16 protein-coding genes and 1 riboswitch are annotated in these 20461 nt (G+C 68.3%); of the genes, 13 read left to right on the top strand and 3 right to left on the bottom strand.

Features of this window, described 5'->3' with window-relative positions; translation table 11 throughout:
* Positions 1 to 58 precede the first annotated feature (58 nt).
* The 3 genes from ABD768_RS04795 to ABD768_RS04785 all read left to right on the top strand — a co-directional run bounded on the left by ABD768_RS04795 (position 59) and on the right by ABD768_RS04785 (position 1887).
* The gene (locus tag ABD768_RS04795) at positions 59 to 679 is read left to right on the top strand and encodes a dihydrofolate reductase family protein (RefSeq protein ID WP_344837745.1); all 621 of its coding nucleotides are present in this window, start codon (positions 59 to 61) and stop codon (positions 677 to 679) included.
* 66 nt (positions 680 to 745) lie between these two features.
* A complete protein-coding gene (locus ABD768_RS04790; protein ID WP_344837743.1) occupies positions 746 to 1291 on the top strand; it encodes an RNA polymerase sigma factor in 546 nt (181 codons plus the stop codon).
* On the top strand, positions 1288 to 1887 hold the full coding sequence (locus tag ABD768_RS04785; RefSeq protein WP_344837741.1) for a hypothetical protein: 600 nt from the start codon (positions 1288 to 1290) through the stop codon (positions 1885 to 1887). The genes ABD768_RS04790 and ABD768_RS04785 overlap by 4 nt, the downstream gene beginning before the upstream one ends.
* 3 nt (positions 1888 to 1890) lie before the next feature.
* On the opposite strand, the gene ABD768_RS04780 is transcribed toward ABD768_RS04785, so the two are convergent.
* Entirely contained in the window at positions 1891 to 3843 is a 1953-nt protein-coding gene (locus ABD768_RS04780) for an AAA family ATPase (protein ID WP_344837739.1), read from the bottom strand.
* A gap of 99 nt (positions 3844 to 3942) precedes the next feature.
* Between ABD768_RS04780 and ABD768_RS04775 the strand changes: the two genes are divergently transcribed.
* The 3 genes from ABD768_RS04775 to ABD768_RS04765 all read left to right on the top strand — a co-directional run bounded on the left by ABD768_RS04775 (position 3943) and on the right by ABD768_RS04765 (position 7621).
* A complete protein-coding gene (locus ABD768_RS04775; RefSeq protein WP_344837738.1) occupies positions 3943 to 4269 on the top strand; it encodes an ArsR/SmtB family transcription factor in 327 nt (108 codons plus the stop codon).
* Positions 4266 to 5084, top strand: a complete 819-nt coding sequence (locus ABD768_RS04770) for a VOC family protein (RefSeq protein WP_344837736.1) — start codon at positions 4266 to 4268, stop codon at positions 5082 to 5084. The genes ABD768_RS04775 and ABD768_RS04770 overlap by 4 nt, the downstream gene beginning before the upstream one ends.
* A 74-nt stretch (positions 5085 to 5158) precedes the next feature.
* Entirely contained in the window at positions 5159 to 7621 is a 2463-nt protein-coding gene (locus ABD768_RS04765) for an excinuclease ABC subunit UvrA (protein ID WP_344837734.1), read from the top strand.
* Positions 7622 to 7674: 53 nt separating this feature from the next.
* Here the strand turns inward: ABD768_RS04765 and ABD768_RS04760 are convergent, their stop codons facing one another.
* Together ABD768_RS04760 and ABD768_RS04755 are read right to left on the bottom strand one after the other, a co-directional pair.
* Positions 7675 to 8238: a C2 domain-containing protein gene (locus tag ABD768_RS04760; RefSeq protein WP_344837732.1), complete on the bottom strand. Its 564-nt coding sequence runs from the start codon at positions 8236 to 8238 to the stop codon at positions 7675 to 7677.
* Positions 8239 to 8279: 41 nt separating this feature from the next.
* The gene (locus ABD768_RS04755) at positions 8280 to 8936 is read right to left on the bottom strand and encodes a maleylpyruvate isomerase N-terminal domain-containing protein (protein ID WP_344837730.1); all 657 of its coding nucleotides are present in this window, start codon (positions 8934 to 8936) and stop codon (positions 8280 to 8282) included.
* 162 nt (positions 8937 to 9098) lie between these two features.
* Positions 9099 to 9226: riboswitch (cobalamin riboswitch) on the top strand.
* A 37-nt stretch (positions 9227 to 9263) separates the two neighbouring features.
* On the opposite strand from ABD768_RS04755, the gene cobN reads away from it, so the two are divergent.
* From cobN to ABD768_RS04720, 7 genes are all read left to right on the top strand, one after another.
* On the top strand, positions 9264 to 12983 hold the full coding sequence (gene cobN, locus ABD768_RS04750) for a cobaltochelatase subunit CobN (protein WP_344837728.1): 3720 nt from the start codon (positions 9264 to 9266) through the stop codon (positions 12981 to 12983).
* Between the two features lie 12 nt (positions 12984 to 12995).
* Positions 12996 to 13748, top strand: a complete 753-nt coding sequence (gene surE, locus ABD768_RS04745) for a 5'/3'-nucleotidase SurE (protein ID WP_343977935.1) — start codon at positions 12996 to 12998, stop codon at positions 13746 to 13748.
* A 220-nt stretch (positions 13749 to 13968) separates the two neighbouring features.
* A complete protein-coding gene (locus ABD768_RS04740) occupies positions 13969 to 16179 on the top strand; it encodes a magnesium chelatase subunit D family protein (protein WP_344837726.1) in 2211 nt (736 codons plus the stop codon).
* Positions 16179 to 16793, top strand: coding sequence for a cob(I)yrinic acid a,c-diamide adenosyltransferase (gene cobO, locus ABD768_RS04735; protein WP_344837724.1), 615 nt, complete (start codon positions 16179 to 16181; stop codon positions 16791 to 16793). Before ABD768_RS04740 ends, cobO begins: the two co-directional genes overlap by 1 nt.
* A gap of 106 nt (positions 16794 to 16899) precedes the next feature.
* Positions 16900 to 18255, top strand: a complete 1356-nt coding sequence (locus ABD768_RS04730; RefSeq protein ID WP_344837722.1) for a cobyrinic acid a,c-diamide synthase CobB — start codon at positions 16900 to 16902, stop codon at positions 18253 to 18255.
* On the top strand, positions 18252 to 19775 hold the full coding sequence (gene bluB, locus ABD768_RS04725) for a 5,6-dimethylbenzimidazole synthase (protein ID WP_344837720.1): 1524 nt from the start codon (positions 18252 to 18254) through the stop codon (positions 19773 to 19775). Before ABD768_RS04730 ends, bluB begins: the two co-directional genes overlap by 4 nt.
* On the top strand, positions 19772 to 20386 hold the full coding sequence (locus tag ABD768_RS04720) for an LURP-one-related family protein (protein WP_344837718.1): 615 nt from the start codon (positions 19772 to 19774) through the stop codon (positions 20384 to 20386). Before bluB ends, ABD768_RS04720 begins: the two co-directional genes overlap by 4 nt.
* Positions 20387 to 20461: the final 75 nt, after the last annotated feature.

Raw genomic sequence — 20461 nt, 5'->3', positions numbered from 1 at the left:
GCCGGCCGGCCGGCTCCGACTCCTGCGTGAAAGCAGCCAACTGACCGGGAGACAGCTCATGGCGAAGGTACGTGTTCACAACTTCACGATCACCCAGGACGGCTACGCGGCCGGACCGAACCAGCGGCTGGACGCGCCGTTCGGGGACGGGATGGACGGACTGCACGAGTGGATGGAGGCGGCGATGGAGAACCGCGCGTCCGGCCTCGACACCGAGCGGGCGCGGCGGTGGGAGGAGAACACCGGCGCCACGATCATGGGCCGCAACATGTTCAGCCCGCAGCGCGGCCCGTGGGAGGACGAGTCGTGGAAGGGCTGGTGGGGCCCCAATCCGCCGTACCACCACGCCACCTTCGTGCACACCCATCACCTCCGCCCCGACCTCCCGATGGAGGGCGGCACCACGTTCTACTTCACCGACGAGCCGCCCGCGAAGGTCCTCGCCCGAGCCTTCGAGGCAGCCAACGGTCAGGACGTGATCATCGGAGGTGGCGCCACCACGGTCCAGCAGTACCTCCGGGCCGGCCTGATCGACGAGCTGAACCTGGTCGTCGCCCCCATCCTGGCCGGCGCCGGCATCCGCCTCTTCGACAACCTGGAGGGCGCGCTCACGCAGTACCGGGTAGCAGAACAGATCAGCTCACCCGCCGCCACCCACGTACAACTGGTCCGCCGGTAGAAAGAATCCGGGGCTTGCCGGACAGGGGTGGGTGTGACTTCTACGGTCGGGCGAGAGGATGTGCGGGTGCGCGAGGCTCGCTTTGAGGTGTTGGTAGGTGTGGTGGGCGCGCCTGTGCATCGGTATCTGGTGCGGCGGGCCGCTGCCGACGCCGTCGATGACGTGCTGGCCGAGACGATGTTGGTGCTGTGGCGGCGGCTGGATGACGTACCGGGGCTTGGCGACGGTACTGCGGTCGATCCGGATGAGGTGCTGCCGTGGTGCTACGGCGTCGCGCGTGGGTGTTTGGCCAACGCGCGTCGGGCGGAGGGGCGGCGGCTGCGGTTGGTGGAGCGGTTGGCCCGTACTGCGGAAGTGTTGCCGACGGCAAGCGTCGATCACACCGAATTGCATGAGGCGTTGCGGACTCTGAACGAGTTGGATCGCGAAGTCGTGCAGCTGTGGGCCTGGGAGGGGCTGGCGCCGCGCGGGATCGCCGAGGTGACCGGGCTGACCGCCAACGCCGTCAGCATTCGGTTGCATCGGGCAAAGAAAAAGCTCTCCGTGCTCCTCGGGCGAAAGAACGCGGTCGGCGCCGGACAGGAGAAGGGTAAAGGAGGGAGCGAGCTGTGAACGACGACGAACTGCTGGCCCGGCTGAGGTCTGCCGATCCGGCGAAGCACGCTCCCGAGCCGAACCTAGATCGCCTCCTGGAGACCACCATGTCCACAGACACCGAAACCCGGCCCACCCGTGGCACCTACCGCCGCCGCTGGCTGCCCGCAGTCGCCGCCGGCGTACTGCTCGCCGCCGGGGGAATCGGGTGGGCCGTCGCAGGCAACTCCGGCAACTCGGACGCCCCGCCTGCTGCCGTAGCCCCGGTCAAAGCCCCAGTCAAACTGACGATCGGCGCCGCCCCCAACGCCAAGTGCCGCGCGGTCGAGGTGGCAGACCTTCAAGGAATGCAGACCGCCTTCCAGGGCACCGCGACCGCGATCAAAGGCGAGCAGGTCACCCTGCACGTCGACCACTGGTACAAGGGTGGCGACGCCACCACGGTCGAGGTCCAGTCCGACGCGGACGCCGTCCTCACCCTGCTCGGCGTCGACTTCAAGGTCGGTGGCACCTACCTCGTCACCGCCACCGACGGCCATGTCAGCCTCTGCGGCGAGAGCGGCGAATCGAACCCGGAGCTCCTCAGCCTCTACAAGCAAGCCTTCGGAGGCTGACCGTCAGGTGCCCGGCCGCTGCAACAGATAGTCCTCGGCGCGCATCGAAGTAGCCGGCCTGACGTCCTCGGGAAGCAGTTCCCGTAGGTCGCGCTCGGTCAGCGTCTCGGGATCGCGCAGGGACAGCCGGGTCGCCTGGGTGGAGATTGCTTCCTCGAGCATGTTCCGGATGAACCGGCCGTTGCCGAAGTTGTGCCCACGCGGAGCGGCGGGGATGTACTTGCGAACCACAGCCAGGACCTCCTGGCTGTGGATCATCCCCTTCTGCTTCGCCTGCAGCTCGAAGATGGCGACCAGCTGATCGGTGTCGTACTCCGCGAACGACAGCAGCTTCGGGAACCGCGACGCCAGACCGGGGTTGGAGTCCAGGAAGCGCTGCATCTCGCGGTGGTACCCGGCGACGATCACGACGCACTCGTCGCGGTAGTCCTCCATCATCTTCAGCAGCGTGGCGACGGCCTCCATCCCGAAGTCACCGGGGTTGTTGTCCGGTACCAGGGTGTAGGCCTCGTCGACGAACAACAGCCCACCGAGCGCCTCACGGAACTTCGCCGCTGTCATCGGGGCGGTGGTACCGACCCCGGAGCCGACCAGGTCCGATCGGTCGACCTCGACCACGTGGCCTTTCTCCAGTACGCCGAGCTCTTTGTAGATCTTGGCGAGCAACCGGGCGATCGTCGTCTTGGCCGTACCGGGCTTGCCGACGAACACCATGTGCCGGGCCCGATCCTGCGTCGGCAGCCCGAGCTCCTTGCGTCGCTGGTTGGTCTTGATCTCGGCGACCATCCGCCGCACGGAGTCCTTGATCGACTCCAGCCCGATCAAGGCTTCCAACTCAGCCAGCGCACCAGTCTGCTCGAGCTCCGGTACTTCGAGAGCCACCGGCGCAGCGGCAACCTGCTCCACCGGCGCCGCCTTCACGACCGGCGCGCGCCGACCGTCGAGGTGCTCGAAGAACGCACCGAGGTCGGGCACTTCCGGCTCCGGCCAGGGCCCGTTCTCCAGTACGCCCGACAGGTGGACCGACACCCGCGTAGCCGCCGCCACCCACGACCGTGCCGCCGCCCGCTGGTCCTGCGCGACCGCCCTGCCCAGCCAATCGACATTGCGCCCCAGCCAAGCGTCGGCGTCGAATCCACCCCGCAACTCGGCCAGAGCGCCCTCGACATCCCACCCCTCAGCGCCTAGAACTTGCCCGACCTCCGCAGGCTGCCCGGCGAGCCCGGCCGCCCGGATCAACCGCGCCAGCACCTGCGCGAACTCCGGCGCCTCATCGTCCGCAACGACAGCCGACAACTTCGCATGCGCATCCCGCAACGAGTCCAGCGAGTACCTCAGCGCCGCCTCGGAGCCGCCAAGCTCGGGCAGTACTTCGCGCTCCGCCTCGCTGAGCACCGTCGTCCGCCAGAACTGCGCGATCGTCTCGTAGTCGGCCGCGACATGCATCCGGGTCGCCTCGCGGTCACCCAGCACTCGATCGAACCCAGCAGTCAACGCCTGCGCACGGGCCGCCATCGGCGGGGCATCGACGAACAGGCTCACCACGTCACGCGACAGCTGCAATGCTTGCCGACGGCCCTCTTCGTCGAAGCCCCGCGCGCCCGACAAGACGAGCAGCGGCCAGTCGGTCGCGGCGACCCGGACCAGATGCCCGGCGCCCAACCGGGCCGGCGGGCGGTGGAAGTCCCGGGTCACGGCTGCGCTGACGTCGGCGTATTCGCCGCGGAGTACCGGGATCCAGCCGGTCAGCAGCGGAGCGATCTGATGCGCGAACCAGACTGCCGCGGGCGTTCCCGCCACGAACTCGGGAAAGGCTCCCGGCCGCAGAGCCTTCGGATCCTCGGCCCAGGCGCGAAGCTGCCCTCGAACCCCCGCCAGCCAACCATCCGGTACTTCCCAGGCCTGCTCAGCGGTGAGTACGTCGAGCACGCGCGCTCTCCGGGTGTGCTGCTCCACGAACGTCCTTTCCGAGCCGACCATCGGGCCCGCCCACTTTAGTGCGTCAGGGTGCTTCACGTCTTGCGAATAGTTAACGCCAGCTGTAACTATTAATCCATGGAAGACGAAGTTGACCGCTTCTTCGAGGTGCTCGCCGATCCGACGCGGCGGCAGGTCGTTCGGTTGCTGGGGGAGGGGCCGCGGCGGGCCGGGGAGCTTGCGGTGGCGGCGGGCGCGTCGGCGCCGGCGATGAGCCGGCACCTGCGGATCCTGCTGGCCGCCCGGGTGATCGACGACGAGCGGGTGCCGGATGACGCGCGCCTGCGGGTCTTCCGGCTGCGGCAGGAGCCGATGGTCGCGGTGCAGGCGTGGCTCGATCAGGTCCAGGCGCATTGGCAGGAGCAGTTGGGAGCCTTCAAGAAACACATCGAGGAGAGTTCATGACCAAGCCGTCCGCATCCGCATCCGTCGAGGTCGCCACCGACCCGGCGACCGCCTTCCGGGTCTTCACCGCCGAGATCGATCTGTGGTGGGTCCGCGGCCCGATCAACTTCTTCGACGCCACCCGAGCCATCGGCATGCAGATCGAGCCAGGCCTCGGCGGCCGGATCCTGGAGATCTACCGGTACGCCGACGCCGCCGCCGGCGAGGATGTCCTCGAACTCGGCCAGATCACCGCCTGGGAACCCGGCACCTTCTTCGCCTACCGCAGCTCCGTCGACGACACCGAAACCGAAATCCGCTTCGAGCCGTCCAACGGCGGCACCCGGGTCAGCGTCGAACAATCCCTTGTCCAGGGCGGCGACAAGGCCTTCTACTTCTGGCCGAACGTCATCCCCTGGTTCGCCGATCGGATCGCTTCAGCTGCTGCTACGCAGGGACCGGCTGAGCTCGACCGCCTGGGGATCGCCCTGTACTACGAGGATCCCGCCGCAGCTGCCGATTGGCTGGCGAGGGTCTTCGGGCTGGAGTCCTCGCTGCGACTGTCCGCCGACGGCAACCATCCGTCGTGGAACGAGCTGCGCGTCGGTGGCTCGGCCATCATGCTCCTCGCCTCGAAGGAGCGGGTGGGTCCTCATCCGGTCGACCATGCGGTCTGGGTCTATGTCGATGACCTCGACGCGCACTTCGCCCGGAGTACCGCTGAGGGCGCGGCCATCGTTTCGGCGATCGAGCAGCACGGCTACCGGTCGTACGAGGTTGCGGATCTGGAAGGACATCACTGGCGATTCGCTCAAGCGAGTCCGGCGATGGGGTGAAGGGTCAGGCTTGTCGGGTGTGGGCGGCTCGGGAGATCAGCTGAATCTGACGATCGGCAACCTACGATGACCGTATGCATTGGGGCGAGCAGGTCGCAGTACGAGGTGCCCGTGTCCACAACCTGAAGAGCGTCGACATCGACGTGCCGCTTCGGCAGCTCGTCGCCCTCACTGGCGTGTCCGGGTCCGGCAAGTCGTCGCTCGCGCTGGGCGTGCTCTACGCGGAGGGCTCACGCCGATACCTCGAGGCCTTGTCGTCCTACACGCGCCGGCGTCTCTCGCAGGCTGCGCGCGCGGACGTCGACGCCGTTGACGGAGTACCGGCCGCGATCGCGCTGCATCAGCGTCCCGCAGTACCGGGTGTTCGCAGTACGTTCGGTACGTCGACGGAGCTGCTCAACTCGCTTCGGCTGATGTACTCGCGATTGGGGGTGCACCTGTGTCCCAACGGTCATCGCGTGCAGCCGACGCTCGAGATCGCGTCGACCGCGCATCTCACCTGTCCTGAGTGCGGCGAGCGTTTCGAAGTACCGGGTGCTGAGTCGTTCGCATTCAACAGCGATGGCGCATGCGAGACCTGCGCGGGCACGGGGGAGACGCGGCAGATCGATCAGGAGGCGCTCGTACCGGACGAGTCCCTGTCGATCGCGGACGGAGCCGTGGCGGCTTGGGCTTCGTTCGGGGCCGGGCTGTTGCCTCAGGTGGTCGCGCAGCTCGGCGTACGGGTGGATGTGCCGTTCCGGGAGCTGACTCCGGCCGAACGTGAGCTCGTCCTGAACGGTGAGGAGACCAAGCGGACGGTCGTTGTCACGAGCAAGAAGGGCAACGCCTTCGAGCTCAATGCGGCCTACCGCAACGCCAACCGGGTGATCGAGGACGCGCTCGCCAACGCCCAGAGCGAGAAGTCGCTCACCCGCCTCGACCGCTTCGTCCACATCGCCGAGTGCCCGTCCTGCGGCGGCTCCCGGCTCAACGAGCGCGCGCGATCGGTACCTCTGAACGGCGTCACCCTCGACGAGATCTCCACCTGGAGCCTCGACCGTACGACGACCTTCGTCCGCTCGCTGCCGGCCGCCGCGCCCGCCGAGCTCACCCGGATGGCCGCGCAGATCGTGGACGCGTTCATCCCGACCGCGGAGCACCTACTAGGCCTCGGACTCGGCTACCTGTCCCTCGGCCGCGCCTCGCGCACGCTCTCGACCGGTGAGCTGCAGCGAGTACAGCTCAGCCGCACCCTGCGAAGCAGCGCGACCGGCCTGCTGTACGTCCTCGACGAACCGTCCATCGGGTTGCATCCGAGCAACATCGACGCCCTGATGGCGGTCGCCCGCCGCCTGGTCGAGACCGGCAACTCCGTGGTCCTCGTCGACCACGACGTCCGCGTACTCCGGCACGCCGACTGGCTGATCGAGATCGGCCCCGGAGCCGGCGCGCACGGCGGCGAGATTGTTGCCACCGGCACCGTCGAGGACCTGTCGAAGTCGTCCGCGTCGGTGATCGGCGGCTTCCTCAGCGGTGAAGAGCCGGCCGTCGTCCGTCCACGGGTAGCGGTTGACGACGTCTTCGAACACGGCCGGATCCACCTTGAGACAGCTCCCCGCTTCACCCTGAAGGCGCTCGAAGCGTCGTTCCCCCTGCTCCGGCTCACGGCGGTCACCGGCGTCTCCGGGTCAGGCAAAACCACCCTCGTACTGGACAGCCTCGCCCCGGCGCTGCTCGGCCAGGCACCCAAGCATGTACGTCACCTGGACGCCGGCGGCATCGACCGTACCGTCATCGTCGACGCCGTTCCGATCGGGCGCAACGTGCGCTCCACCGTGGCGACGTACAGCGGCGTCCTCGACGATCTCCGCCGAGCCTTCGCCGGTACTCCGGAAGCGGTGTCGCGCGGACTCAAGGCCGCGGACTTTTCGTACAACACCGGCAGTCTGCGCTGCCCGCAATGCGACGGCACCGGCCAGATCTCGCTGGACGTCCAGTTCCTCCCCGACGTCGACATTCCTTGCCCGGTGTGCGAAGGCCGCCGCTACAACCCCGACTGCGACACCATCACCCTCGACGGCCTGACCATGGCCGGTGCTCTGGCCTTGACGGTCGAACAGGCCCGCTCGAAGTTCACCGGCCTGCGCAAGATGCAAGCGCGCCTCCGCACCCTCGACGAGGTCGGCCTCGGCTACCTCATCCTCGGCGAGGCAACTCCGGCTCTGTCCGGCGGCGAAGCCCAGCGCCTCAAACTCATCGCCGACCTGGAGAAGCCCCAACAAGGCACCCTCTTCATCTTCGACGAACCCAGCGTCGGCCTGCACCCCGCTGACATCCGCGTCCTTCTCACGGTCTTCGACCGCCTGATCACCGCCGGCGCCACGGTCATCGTGATCGAACACGACCTCGACATGATCGCCAACGCCGACCACGTCATCGACCTAGGCCCCGGCGGCGGCACCGACGGCGGCCGCATAGTCGCCGCCACCACCCCCACCCTCCTCACCCAAGTCCCAGAAAGCCTCACCGGCCAGTACCTCCGCGACGTCCTCTAGCCCGCCGGCAGGCCGGGACAATCTTCTCCGGCATCGTGCCCCGGAGCGACAAGCTAGCGGTCGCGACGACCGGTACGTACGCGAATTTTGGGACCGTGCTGTGATGCCTCCGCCTGAAGCGATTCCGGCCAAGGGAAATCGAGCGGGTCGGAGCTCGCCTGCCAGCGGTGGCTCAGTTCGCGGAGGGTCTCGGTGGTGCGGTCGAGGTCGACATCGGCGTACGGGCACGGATCGGCTCGGGTGACGCCCCACATCTCGCGGACCTCAGCGTACGGCGTGGACTGGTCCTTCTCGACCGCCATGTGAAAGACGCTCGAAAGCGCCTCGCTCATGCCGATGCTGTTCGGTGCTTTGAGGATGCGCGCGCTGCGGACCTTCGCGTCGTGACGCTTCTTGCCGGCCGTCTGCTCCATGCTGTCGAAGACCGCACCGGCTGCGATACAGCCGAAGATGCCGTCGGGCATGCGCAGCTCGCGTTCGGTGACCGCATGCGCGAGATCGTGCGGCACGCGGTGCTTGCGCGAGTACGAGAACAGATTGAACTCCGCCCCGTCCGCACGCCGGATCAACGTAAGGCTCTCACCACCACGCGGGTCATGCAGAAAGGTCAGTCGCATTGCCCCAGAGTGTCCGCCCTGTCGGCCCACGCGCCACTGGTTTAACCAAGCACGAGGGGCAACTTCTTGGTGAGCTCACCGAGTTGCGTCTTCTCCAAGTCGGACGGATCACGGCGCCCGGTGCTGATCAACAGCACGTCCTTGTCGGACCAGCTCGCAGGAAACCCAGCGCCGGCGATCTGCTCGATCATGTCCCGGCTCTCGGCGAGGCCTTCGATCGATGGTCCTGGCGCTTGCGGTAGGTGAGCGACCAGATCGAGGTGGTGCAGCGTCCACTCCAGCACGTACGCCGAGAGGTAGTCGCTCACCGTCAGCACCATGTCCTGCGTGCTGACCCGCGTCCTCGGATCAGCCAACTCGGCCGCCCGCCCGGCCGCGGCACCCACATCATCGAGATGAAACTTGAGCAACCCCGGATCCCCGTACGCCGCCGCCAACCGAACGATCAACGCATCCAGCGGATCCTCACCAGCAGCCGCCGCCTCAGCCACCGCCCAATAACTCACCGAGTCATGCGTCGCCTCGGCCTCGCTAGGCGTCACCAGCGTGATCAACACATCCTGCGCATCGATCACCAGATGACAAACCAGATCCCGCACCAACCACCCCGCACACCCTGACGCCTCGCCGAAGTCGGCATCACCCAGCCCAGCAACCGCCGCCCGCAACGCACCCCAAGACTCCGAGAAGAGATCCACCCCAGCAAGCTAATGCGCCACCGGTCCAAGCCGCACACAAGAGCAGGCAGTAGTCCCCACACCGCCGACGTCCTGCGATCGATGCGCAGGCGTGGGTGGGAGTGTCGAGGCGTGTGAGCGACGGTGGAGCAGGCGGAGCTCGACCGTGGGGGAGTAGTTGCCGACGTGGTCGACTAGAGTCGTGCTGTCATCGACGGCTGTGCAGGAACCCGGTGTGAGTCCGGGGCGGTCCCGCCACTGTGACCGGGGGTTTCCCGGGAGTCAGGAACTGCTGCTGTCGTACCTGCCACCTGGGGCGTGGACACCCCGAGGAAGGACCGGTCGCGCGTGCCCGCGAACCTTTTGCTGCTCTCCACTGCCGACACCGACTTGCTGGCCGCTTCGCAGGCTCAGGCCGGATGGAAGGTCGCCAACCCGGCGCGGGTCGAGCTCGATGACGTTGCCACCCTGCTTGACGGCGTCGAGGTCGTCGTGGTCCGCCTGCTGGGCGGTCGCCGCGCCTGGGAGGAGGGTCTCGACGCCGTCATCTCCTCGAACATCCCCACCGTCGTGCTCAGTGGAGAGGCAGCGCCCGACGCCGAGCTGATGTCGATGTCGACCGTCCCCGCGGGCGCGGTCACCGAGGCGCTCGCGTACCTCCGTGAGGGCGGCTCCGAGAACCTCCAGAACCTGGCGGGCTTCCTCAGAGACACCATCCTGCTCACCGGCGACGCATTCGACCCGCCCAAAACCCTCCCGACCTACGGCATCCGCGCCGGCCGCACCTTCACCAAGGACCACCGCCCAGTAGTCGGCATCGTCTACTACCGCGCCCACGAGATCTCCGGCAACACAGCCTTCGTCGACGCCCTCGCGACCGCGATCGAGCAGGCCGGCGCCCAGCCCCTTCCCCTGTACTGCGGAACGCTGCGCGGCCTGGACCCCACCCACGCGGACAACGCCGACCTCTTCGCCCTCCTCAAGCAATGCGATGTCCTCGTCACCACCCTCCTCGCGGCCGGCGGCACCGTTGCCTCCAACGCAACGGCCGGCGGCGACGACTCCTGGGACGCAGGCGCCCTCGCCTCCCTCGACATCCCGCTCCTCCAAGGCCTCGCCCTCACCTCGACCCGCGAGCAGTGGCTCGAGAGCGACGCCGCGATCAGCCCGCTCGACGCTGCCACCCAGGTCGCGATCCCCGAGTTCGACGGACGCCTGATCACCATCCCGTTCTCCTTCAAGGCGTACGACGCCGAGGGCATCGCCAGCTATGCCCCCGACGAGGAGCGCTGCGCCAGGCTTGCCGGCATCGCAGTCGCCCAGGCCAAGCTTCGGCACGTCGAGCCGAAGGACAAGAAGCTGGCGCTCGTACTGTCCTCATACCCGACCAAGCACGCCCGGATCGGCAACGCCGTCGGCCTCGACACCCCGGCCTCGGCGGTCGTCATCCTCGGCCAGCTCAAGGACGCCGGCTACGACCTCGGCCCCGACCTCAATCTCGACGAGCTCCAGGGCGCGGACGGCGCCGACGGACTCATCCACCGGCTCATCGCGGCCGGCGGTCACGACGTCGACTGGCTCACCGACGAGCAGCTGTCCAGTGCGGTCGCGAAGATCCCGCTCTCGACGTACCAGCACTGGTTCGGCAAGACCCCCGAAACGTTGCAGCAAGCAATGATCGAGGCGTGGGGGGAGGCCCCGGGTTCCCTGTACGTCGACCAGTCCGGCCCCGAGCCCGCGATCGCCCTCGCGGCCCTCCAGTTCGGCAACGTCGTGCTGATGATCCAGCCGCCCCGCGGTTTCGGCGAGAACCCGGTCGCGATCTACCACGACCCCGACATGGCCCCGTCGCACCACTACCTGGCGGCCTATCGCTGGCTCGAAGCGCCAACCGAAGAAGGCGGTTTCGGCGCCCACGCGGTGGTCCACCTCGGCAAGCACGGCACGCTCGAATGGCTTCCTGGCAAGGGCATCGGTATGGCGGCCGACTGCGCGCCCGACGCCGTACTGGGCAACCTCCCGCTCGTCTACCCGTTCATCGTCAACGACCCCGGCGAGGGTACGCAGGCCAAGCGTCGCGGGCATGCCGTGATCGTCGACCACCTGGTACCACCGATGGCGCGCGCCGAGACGTACGGCGACATGGCCAAGCTGGAGTACCTGCTCGACGAGTACGCCACGGTGTCGGCCCTCGACCCCGACAAGGTCCCGACCCTGCGCGCGCAGATCTGGACGCTGATCCAGGCCGCTCAGCTGCACCACGATCTGCACACCTCGGAGAAGCCGGAGGACGAGGAGTTCGACGAGTTCGTCCTGCACCTCGACGGCTACCTCTGCGAGATCAAGGACGTCCAGATCCGCGACGGGCTGCACATCCTCGGCGGCGGGCCGGACGGCGAGGCACGGGTCAACCTCGTTCTCGCCGTACTGCGTGCGCAGCAGATGTGGGGTGGCGTCTCGGGCGCCGTACCGGGGTTGCGGGCTGCTCTCGGCCAGACCTTCGGCGTCGACGAGGCAGCGATGCTGGAGAACCCGGGCGTCGCCGTACCGGAGCTGGCGGACCTGGCGACGCTGGCGGATCTTCCTGCCGTGAGCGGTGCCGACGGTGTGGACCTGCTGGAGGCAGTTGCACGCAAGCTGGTTGTCGGCATGGAGACGCTGGCGTGGGATGCGGGCAAGGTGCCGGTCGTCATCGAGGAGGTACTCGGTCGCTCCTCGACTCAGGTCGAGAAGTCGCTGCAGTTCGCCGCGGACGAGGTCGTGCCGAGGTTGGCCCGCACCGGCGACGAGCTGACGAACGTACTCCGCGCGCTGGACGGCCGTTTCGTCGAAGCCGGCCCGTCGGGGTCGCCGACGCGCGGTCTGGTGAACGTCCTGCCGACCGGCCGCAACTTCTACGCCGTCGACCCCAAGGCGATCCCGAGCCGCAACGCCTGGGACGTCGGCGTCGCGCTGGCCGATTCGTTGCTCGCGAGGCACAAGGCCGAGACGGGGGAGTGGCCGCGATCGGTCGGCCTGACCGTCTGGGGCACGTCCGCGATGCGCACCCAGGGTGACGACCTGGCCGAGGTGCTGTGGCTGCTCGGGTGTCGCCCGGTCTGGGACGAGGCCTCGCGCCGGGTCACCGGCTTCGAGGTCGTCTCGCTGGAGGAGCTCGGCCGCCCGCGCGTCGACGTGACGATCCGGATCTCGGGCTTCTTCCGGGACGCGTTCCCGCATGTCGTCTCACTGCTCGACGAGGCCGTCCGCACCGTGGCGGCGCTCGATGAGGATGCCGAGAGCAACTATCTCAGAGCGCACGTCGACGCTGATGTAGCCGCGGGCAATGACATGAGGTCGTCGACGGCGCGCGTCTTCGGGTCCAAGCCGGGCTCGTACGGTGCCGGCTTGCTGCCGCTCGTCGATGCGCGCAACTGGCGTACCGACGCCGAGCTGGCCGAGGTCTACGCGGTCTGGGGTGGGTACGCGTACGGCAAGGATCTCGACGGCGCGGAGGCCCGGCCGTCGATGGAGCGTGCCTATGCGCGGATCCAGGTCGCGGCCAAGAACGCGGACACCCGTGAGCACGACATCATGGATTCGGACGACTACTTCCAGTACCACGGTGGCATGGTCGCGATGGTGCGCCACCTGACCGGGTCGAACCCGAAGGCGTACATCGGCGACTCCGCGGTACCGGCCCAGGTGAAGACCCGGACGCTGGAGGAGGAGACCAAGCGCGTCTTCCGGGCGCGGGTGGTGAACCCGCGCTGGATGGCGGCGATGCAGCGGCACGGGTACAAGGGCGCCTTCGAGATGGCGGCGACGGTGGACTACCTGTTCGGGTACGACGCCACCGCCGGTGTGGTGGACGACTGGATGTACGAGACGCTCACCACGGAGTACGTCGCGAACCCGGAGATCGCCGAGTTCTTCCGCAAGTCCAACCCCTGGGCGCGGCACGGGATCGCGGAGCGGTTGCTCGAGGCGGCTCAGCGCGGGCTGTGGTCCGAGCCGAGCGAGGAAGCACTGGAAACGCTGCGCACGGCGGTTCTTGAGACAGAAGGTGACATCGAGGATCGCGGCTGATTGGGTGGTCGCATGCCCGAACAGCTGAGAGTCCTGGTCACCAACGATGACGGCTATGAGTCCCTGGGCATCCAGGCGCTCGCTGCGGCCATGGAGGGCCTGGGCCACGCGGTCCAGGTGGTGGCGCCGTGGGACGACCAGAGCGGCGTCGGGAGTTCGCGGGCCGGGATGATCGGCAAGGCGATCTCGTCGAAGGTCGGCGAGAACGGGTTCATCGGGATCGACGGGACGCCGGCACTGGCAGTGACGCTGGCTCGGCTCGGCGCCTTCGGGCCGTCGCCGGACGTGGTTGTGTCCGGGATCAACAACGGGCACAACATCGGACCGATTCTGCACTCCGGGACGGTCGCGGCCGCGCTGACCGCCTCCAGTCAGGGGTTGTCGGGGCTCGCGATCAGCATCGACTCGGAGCAGCCGTCGTACGTCGAAACGGCGGCGGCCGTGGCTGCGGAAGCGCTCTCCTGGTTGCTGGAGCAGCCGCAGGGGACGGTCATCAACGTCAACGTTCCCGATGTACCGATCGCGGAGCTCAAGGGTGCTCGCTGGGCGCGCCTGGTCCCGTACGAGCGCTCCCGGCTGGTGCTCGAGAAGGCGCCGACGGGTGAGCCGATCGTCGGTCTGGTACTGCGTGAGCCCCCGACGGAGACCGACACCGACGAGGCGCTCCTGCTCGCCGGCTACATCACCGTCACGCCCATCACCGGGGTCGGCGAGCTCCCCGGCGACTCCGCCGCGACCTATCTCACGGCGGCCTTCGCTCAGTAGCGCTCCGGCCGGTGTGGAATGATCGCCGGGACGGTTGTGGAGGAACACCGGTGACGGCCCTGTCGGGCTGAATTCCGGGGCGGTCCCGCCACTGTGACCGGGCTGCTGCCCGGAAGCCAGAACATCTGCCACCGTCCGTCAGGGAGCGCTCTCCGCGTGCCCCGGCGTACCAGTGCCAAGGCGGGCGTGGACACCCGCAGGACGAAGGGACCTCTCGCCCATGCGCTCAGCTCCGACCGGACCGACCCGATCGAACGGCGGCCATCGGCTGACTGCCGGCTTCCCGTTCACCGCGGTCGTCGGGATGTCCGACCTCCAGCTCGCGCTGATCCTGGCGGCGGTCTCGCCGGCGATCGGCGGCGTGCTGATCCGGGGTGAGAAGGGCACAGCGAAGTCCACCGCAGTCCGCGCTCTCACGGAGATTCTCCCCGCCGTAGACGTCATCGAAGGCTGCCGCTTCTCCTGCGACCCCACCAACCCCGACCCCACCTGCCCCGACGCCCCGCACACGGCACCCGCGGCTATCTCGCGGCCTGCGCGCCTGGTGGAGCTACCGGTGGGCGCGACCGAGGACCGGGTGCTTGGGTCTTTGCACTTGGAGCGGGCGCTCTCCGAGGGCGTGACCGTCTACGAGCCGGGTCTGTTGGCGGCGGCTCATCGTGGGTTGCTGTACGTGGATGAGGTCAACCTGCTGCACGACCACCTGGTCGACGTACTGCTCGATGCGGCCGCGATGGGACGCGCGACGGTCGAGCGTGACGGCGTCTCGATCACCCACCCGGCGCGCTTCGTCCTGGTCGGCACGATGAACCCCGAGGAGGGCGAACTCCGCCCACAACTCCTCGACCGCTTCGGCCTCACGGTCGACGTCGTCGCCAGCCGCGACCCCGCGGTACGGGTCGAGGTGATGCGCGCGCGGCTCGCGTACGAGGCCGACCCGACCGCCTTCATCACCCGGTACTCCGGTGCGCAAGCCGAACTCTCCGAGCGCATAGTCAAAGCCCAGTCCCGCCTGGCCGACGTCATCCTCACCGACGCCGCGCTCCGCCAGATCGCCGAGATCTGTGCCTCCTTCGACGTCGACGGAATGCGCGCCGACCTGGTCACCGCCCGTACTGCGGTAGCCCACGCCGCCTGGTCCGGCCGCACCGTCGTCGAGGTCGAAGACGTCCGCGCCGCCGCCAAGCTGGCCCTCCCACACCGCAAACGCCGCAACCCCTTCGACGCCCCCGGCCTCGACGACGGCCAACTAGAACAAGCCATCCAAAACAGCACCCCACCGGACCCGGACCCCGACGGAGGTCCGGACGGGGGCAACCCCACCGACCCCGACAGCACCCCGCCGACCGACTCGGACGACACCTCGCCGACTGATACCGACCGCGCGCCGAACACCGACACCGAGGTCGACCGCCCCGACGCGACCCGGCCGCCGAAGGACTCCTCCGACCCGGACAACACAGGCGACACCCCGGCGAGCGCTCTCTCCGGCCCCGCCCCGACGGGGCAGGTCGCCGCCAGCTCCGAGCCGTACAAGGCCCGCCTCCTGAGCGTGCAATCAGCAGGCGCAGGCGTAGCCGGCCGCCGCTCCAGAGCCCTCACCGAGGTCGGCCGAGTAGTAGGCGACCGCCCCCGCATCGGCCGCGAATCCGGCCGCCCCCACCTCCTCGCAACAATCCGCGCCGCCGCCCCCCACCAACACACCCGCGGCCGCACCCTCCCCGGCAAGCCGGGCCCAGCCGACGCCGCTCAGGGCAGCCCCGGCACCCCCGTCCCCGGCACCCCTGTCCCGGGTGGCCCAGGTCCGGCACGTGCGCGCCGCGGGCTCGCCGTTCGCGCCTCCGACGTGCGTCTCTCCGTGCGTGAGGGGCGTGAGGGGAATCTGGTGTTGTTCTGTGTCGATGCTTCTGGGTCGATGGGGACGAGGAAGCGGATGGGTGAGGTGAAGACTGCGATCGTCTCGCTTCTGCTTGATGCCTACCAGCGGCGGGACACCGTCGGGCTGGTCACCTTCGCTGGAGCGGAAGCGACAGTTGCCCTCCCGCCGACGGGCAGCGTCGAGACCGCTGTACGGCGGCTTGAGTCCTTGCCGACCGGCGGTCGCACCCCACTGGCCGAGGGCTTGCTGAAGGCTTCGGACGTACTGCGAATCGCCGCGATCCGCGATCCCCGCAGGCGTCCCCTGCTCGTGCTGGTGACCGACGGCCGCGCAACCTCCGGCGACAAGGCGTTCGCCAAGGCGAAGCAAGCGGCCGGGTGGCTGGCGCAGCAGGGGATCGCGGCGGTGGTGGTCGACTGTGAGCCGCGTCGCGGAGTACGGCTCGGGCTGGCGGGGGAGCTGGCCGCCGATCTCGGCGCGGAGTACCTGGATCTGGGAGAAGTCGCCGCGGGCAATCTTGTTCGCGCGGTCACCGATCGGAGCGCCGCCTGATGCCGCAGGGACAGCCGAACGTCGTACCGCAGGACGGCCTGACCACCCGGCAGCGCCGGAACCGGCCGTTGCTGATGGTGCACACCGGTGAGATGAAGGGCAAGTCGACCGCCGCGTTCGGGATGGCGCTGCGCGGCTGGAACCAGGGCTGGAACATCGGCGTCTTCCAGTTCGTCAAGAGCGCGAAGTGGAAGGTCGGCGAAGAGAGCGCGTTCCGGGCCTTGGGAAAGTTGCATGAGGCAACGGGCGAGGGTGGCCCGGTCGAGTGGCACAAGATGGGCGAAGGGTGGAGCTGGTCCCGCAAGGCCGGCACCGAGGAAGACCACGCCGCCGACGCCCTGGAAGGCTGGCGAGAGATCCAGCGCCGGCTGGCCGCCGAGACGCACGACCTGTACGTCCTCGACGAGTTCACCTACCCGATGAAGTGGGGCTGGATCGACGTCGACGAGGTGGTGGACACCCTGACCAACCGGCCCGGCCACCAATACGTCGTCATCACCGGCCGCAACGCCCACCAGAACCTCCTCGACGCAGCCGACCTGGTCACCGAAATGACCAAGGTGAAGCACCCCATGGACGCCGGCCAAAAAGGCCAGAGGGGCATCGAGTGGTGAGCCCCGCAAGAAGGCACGACCCCCACCTGCCCACCCTCGGGCGGCTGCCTCGGCGCGACAACGCAGTTGATTTTGCTGCCGCAAGGCGGCGAACAGGTGTAGGCGGATGATCCCGCGGGTGGTGATCGCGGCGCCGTCGTCCAGCGCCGGCAAGACGACAGTCGCGGTCGGGTTGATGGCTGCGTTGCGGCGTGCGGGACATACCGTGGCTGGGTTCAAGGTGGGGCCGGACTACATCGATCCGGGGTTTCATGCGGTGGCTACCGGGCGGCCGGGGCGGAATCTGGATCCGATGTTGTCGGGGGAGGAGCGGGTCGCGCCGCTCTTCAAGCACGGCGCCAAGGGTGCGGACCTCGCCGTGATCGAAGGCGTGATGGGCCTGTACGACGGTGCGCTCGGCACCGAGGGGTATTCGTCGACCGCGCATGTGTCGAAGCTGCTGCAGGCACCTGTCGTGCTCGTGGTGGATGCCTCGGCGGCGGGACGCAGTGTGGGCGCGGTCGTGCAAGGGTTTGTTGCCTACGACACCGGCGTGCGCATCGTCGGGGTGATCCTCAACAAGGTTGGCTCTGACCGGCATGAGGCCGAAGTACGAGCAGGTGTCGCGCCAACCGGCGTACCGGTCCTCGGGGTACTGCGTCGCGATACGCGCCTGACCGTCCCCAGCCGCCACCTCGGGCTCATTCCCGCCGACGAGCAACGCGAGCAAGCCGCCGCGGCCGTCGACGCCGCTGCCGAATTGGTGAAGCAAGGCGTCGACCTCGAAGCCTTCGTCGCCGCCGCGCGCGCAGCCGCTCCACTCGACGCGACAGCCTGGGACCCTGCGGCAGAGGTGACCCCAGCCGAAGAAGGTCGCCCGGTGATCGCGATGGCCGGCGGCCCGGTCTTCTCCTTCCGCTACACCGAAACCGCCGAGCTCCTCACCGCGGCCGGCGCCGACGTCGTCACCTTCGACCCGCTCCACGAATCGTTGCCGGAAGCAACTTCAGCGCTCTATCTCGGCGGTGGCTTCCCCGAACTCCACGCGGAAGCGCTCTCCGGCAACCTCGTCCTCCGCGACCAGGTCGCCGCGGAGATCGCCGCCGGCCTCCCCGTCGTCGCCGAGTGCGCCGGACTCCTGTACCTGTGCCGCGAACTCGACGGCCACCAACTCACCGGCGTCCTGCCCGCCAAGGGCCAGATGACGAGCCGGCTCACCCTCGGCTACCGCACCGCCATCGCGGCCTCGACGACTGCGATCTTCGACGAAGGTCGTCGCGTCCACGGGCATGAATTCCACCGCACCACCGTGGAGTTCGACGGAGACAACCCGGCCGCGTGGTATCTGCCCGGCGGTCAGCGGGAAGGGTTCGGCCGAGCCCAGATCCACGCGTCCTACCTTCACCTGCACTGGACTGCGACCCCTGATGTCCCAGCCCGGTTCGTAGCGGCTGCCCGAGTCCACGCGGGGCTGGAGAAGTGACCCTCGTCCTAGGGATCGGCTTACGCTCCGGTACGTCGTACCGCGAGCTCCGAGATCTCGTCGACTCAGCGCTGGCCGCTCTACCGCTGGCAACCGTGAGCCAAGTGGTCACTGTCGACGGCAAGGAGACAGAGCCCGGCCTACAGCGACTGGTGGCCTCGCTGGGCGCCACGCTGTTCACCGCGACCAAGCTGGAACTCTCCCAGCAGCCCGTACCGACTCCCAGCGACCAGGTCGCTCGTCTAGCCGGTACTACGAGCGTCGCCGAAGCAGCCGTGGTCATCAGCGGCGCTGAGTTGCTACTGCCGAAGCAGTCGTCGCCGCGAGCAACTGTGGCCGTCGGCAGGCTCCCGGAGACGGCGGGCGGTGCAGCGGGCACGGCCGATGAGGTGACGGCGTCGGAGGTCGCGGACTCGGGGGTGGCGGCTGGGCCGGCGGGTGAGGTGCCGGTGTCGGAGGCTGCGGCTGCGGCGGGGTATGTGGTTGGGGAGCGGGATGTGGTGCATCGGGTGTTGGCGGAGCGGCGGGATGTGCGGCGGGGGTTTTTGGGGCGGGCTATTGATGATGATGTGCTGACCAGGGTGCTGGAGTCGGCGCATCGGGCGCCTAGCGTCGGGCTTAGTCAGCCGTGGGACTTCCTGCTGATCAAGGACATCGCTACCCGGCGGAAGATCCACGACCTCGCCACTGCACAGCGAGACGCCTTCGCGGCTTCACTGCCCGCCGATCGACGCAGCTCCTTCGACGGGCTGAAGATCGAGGCGATCCTGGACACGCCGCTGAACATCGCCGTCACCTGCGACCCAGGGCGAGGCGGTAGACACGTGCTGGGCCGGCATGCCGACCCACGCACCACCTGGTTCTCCGCAGCCATCGCAATCCAGAACCTGTGGCTCGCAGCGCGTGCCGAAGGACTAGGGGTCGGCTGGGTGTCGTTCTTCGAGCCCGGCGAGGTCGCAGCGGTGCTGGACCTGCCTTCACACGTAGAGCTTGTCGGCTACCTCTGCGTCGGCCACGTAGAGGAGTTCGCTGCAGCTCCGGAGCTGGTACGGAGTGGCTGGGCTGCCAGGCGGCCGCTGTCATGGGCCGTGCACCAGGAGTCATGGGGTCAGCGGGGCCTGCCGGGCATAGAGCCCAGTGCGGTGATCGCCGGCGATGCAGCGGCGGCGACTGGCGTAGTACGGGCTGTAGGTGCTCAGGTGGTTCGCCTGATCGTGGCTGACGTCGCGGCTGCTGAGTATCTGGAGCAGGCGGATGCGCTCGTAGTACAGGTAGGTACTGCGAAGCCAGCGGCCGACTACGGAGTGCTGTGGCGTCCTGCGCGGACAGTGGACGAGGCTGTCGAGCTAGGCGTGGAGGTAGCGCGGGATCTCGTGCTGCAAGGGGTTGGAGAGCTCCAGGTGGAGCTGGTGTCGGACTCAGCGGAGGCAGCCGGGCTGGTGCGCGGTGTACGACTCGGGGCGCTGGCCTGTGGAGTGGTCATCGGTGAGCCTGCCGAGGTGAAAGACTCCTCCGCATGACCGTCCCACCTCAAGGCCCTGCGCCTATGTACGTTCCCGCCTTCTCGATGAAGCAGCGGATCACCCTGATGGCGAACAGGTACGAACTGCTCACCACCAACCCCGATGGCACCGACGGGCCGCTGCTGGCGTTCGCGCAGCAGAAGCGGATGGCGTTCAGGGAGCAGGTGACCTTCTACGCCGATGACACGAAAGCCCAGGCGGTCTTCTCCTTCAAGGCCCGCAAGCGCATCGACCTCGGTTCCGGGTACGACGTGTTCGACGCGAACGGGCAGCCGATCGGCTGGTTCAAGAAGGAGTTCGGCAAGAGCCTGCTGCGGTCGAGCTGGCAGCTGACCTGCCCCGGGCTGGAGTCCGACGGCACCGAGCGGAACCCGACGATCGCGATCGTCCGGCGGATCTGGGAGTTCGTGCCGTTCGTCGGCGAGATCCCGCTGCCGTTCATCTTCCACTTCGACTTCTTGGACCGGGCGAGCGGCGAGCCGGTGCTCTCGGTCGAGCGCAAGATCTCGGTCCGCGACCGGTACCGGGTGACTGTCCAGGACTCCCGGCTCGACTTCCGGGTCGCCGCCGCGATGACGGTGGCGTTGGACGCGCTGCAGAGCCGCTGATCTGTACGACGCCGGTAGTACGTTCTGCTCGTGGACGTACTACCGGCGTAGTCACTTGCTCACTCTTTTGGGTGA

This window comes from Kribbella ginsengisoli, assembly GCF_039537185.1.
Lineage (GTDB): Bacteria > Actinomycetota > Actinomycetes > Propionibacteriales > Kribbellaceae > Kribbella > Kribbella koreensis.
The sequence above is the reverse complement of the archived record's forward strand: the minus strand, read 5'-3'. Positions and strand labels throughout refer to the sequence as shown.

Bases quoted from the DNA above. Each gene is read 5' to 3' on its own strand.
- ABD768_RS04795 (WP_344837745.1), top strand. From the start codon at position 59: ATGGCGAAGGTACGTGTTCACAACTTCACGATCACCCAGGACGGCTAC.
- ABD768_RS04775 (WP_344837738.1), top strand. From the start codon at position 3,943: ATGGAAGACGAAGTTGACCGCTTCTTCGAGGTGCTCGCCGATCCGACG.
- ABD768_RS04770 (WP_344837736.1), top strand. From the start codon at position 4,266: ATGACCAAGCCGTCCGCATCCGCATCCGTCGAGGTCGCCACCGACCCG.
- ABD768_RS04765 (WP_344837734.1), top strand. From the start codon at position 5,159: ATGCATTGGGGCGAGCAGGTCGCAGTACGAGGTGCCCGTGTCCACAAC.
- ABD768_RS04760 (WP_344837732.1), bottom strand. From the start codon at position 8,238: ATGCGACTGACCTTTCTGCATGACCCGCGTGGTGGTGAGAGCCTTACG.
- surE (WP_343977935.1), top strand. From the start codon at position 12,996: ATGCCCGAACAGCTGAGAGTCCTGGTCACCAACGATGACGGCTATGAG.
- ABD768_RS04740 (WP_344837726.1), top strand. From the start codon at position 13,969: ATGCGCTCAGCTCCGACCGGACCGACCCGATCGAACGGCGGCCATCGG.
- cobO (WP_344837724.1), top strand. From the start codon at position 16,179: ATGCCGCAGGGACAGCCGAACGTCGTACCGCAGGACGGCCTGACCACC.
- ABD768_RS04730 (WP_344837722.1), top strand. From the start codon at position 16,900: ATGATCCCGCGGGTGGTGATCGCGGCGCCGTCGTCCAGCGCCGGCAAG.
- ABD768_RS04720 (WP_344837718.1), top strand. From the start codon at position 19,772: ATGACCGTCCCACCTCAAGGCCCTGCGCCTATGTACGTTCCCGCCTTC.